The 252-nt window shown below is 54.4% G+C and carries 3 tRNA genes; all 3 read right to left on the bottom strand.

Annotated features, from left to right (window positions below):
* Position 1: 1 nt before the first annotated feature.
* Positions 2 to 74, bottom strand: a tRNA-Phe gene (locus ADI76_RS10670).
* Positions 75 to 77: 3 nt separating this feature from the next.
* Positions 78 to 151: transfer RNA gene (locus ADI76_RS10665), tRNA-Met, on the bottom strand.
* A 9-nt stretch (positions 152 to 160) separates the two neighbouring features.
* Positions 161 to 250: transfer RNA gene (locus ADI76_RS10660), tRNA-Ser, on the bottom strand.
* Positions 251 to 252: the final 2 nt, after the last annotated feature.

Genomic DNA, 252 nt, shown 5'->3' with positions numbered 1-252 from the left:
ATGGCGCGAGACGGAATCGAACCGCCGACACATGGAGCTTCAATCCATTGCTCTACCAACTGAGCTACCGAGCCAAATTGCGGGAGCAGGATTTGAACCTACGACCTTCGGGTTATGAGCCCGACGAGCTACCGAGCTGCTCCATCCCGCGTTAATATTAAGGAGGATGTGGGATTCGAACCCACGCACGCTTTTACACGCCTGACGGTTTTCAAGACCGTTCCCTTCAGCCGGACTTGGGTAATCCTCCAA

Source organism: Streptococcus parasanguinis (genome assembly GCF_001074805.1).
GTDB classification, from domain to species: Bacteria; Bacillota; Bacilli; order Lactobacillales; family Streptococcaceae; genus Streptococcus; species Streptococcus parasanguinis_A.
This window is presented reverse-complemented; position numbering and strand designations above follow the sequence as displayed.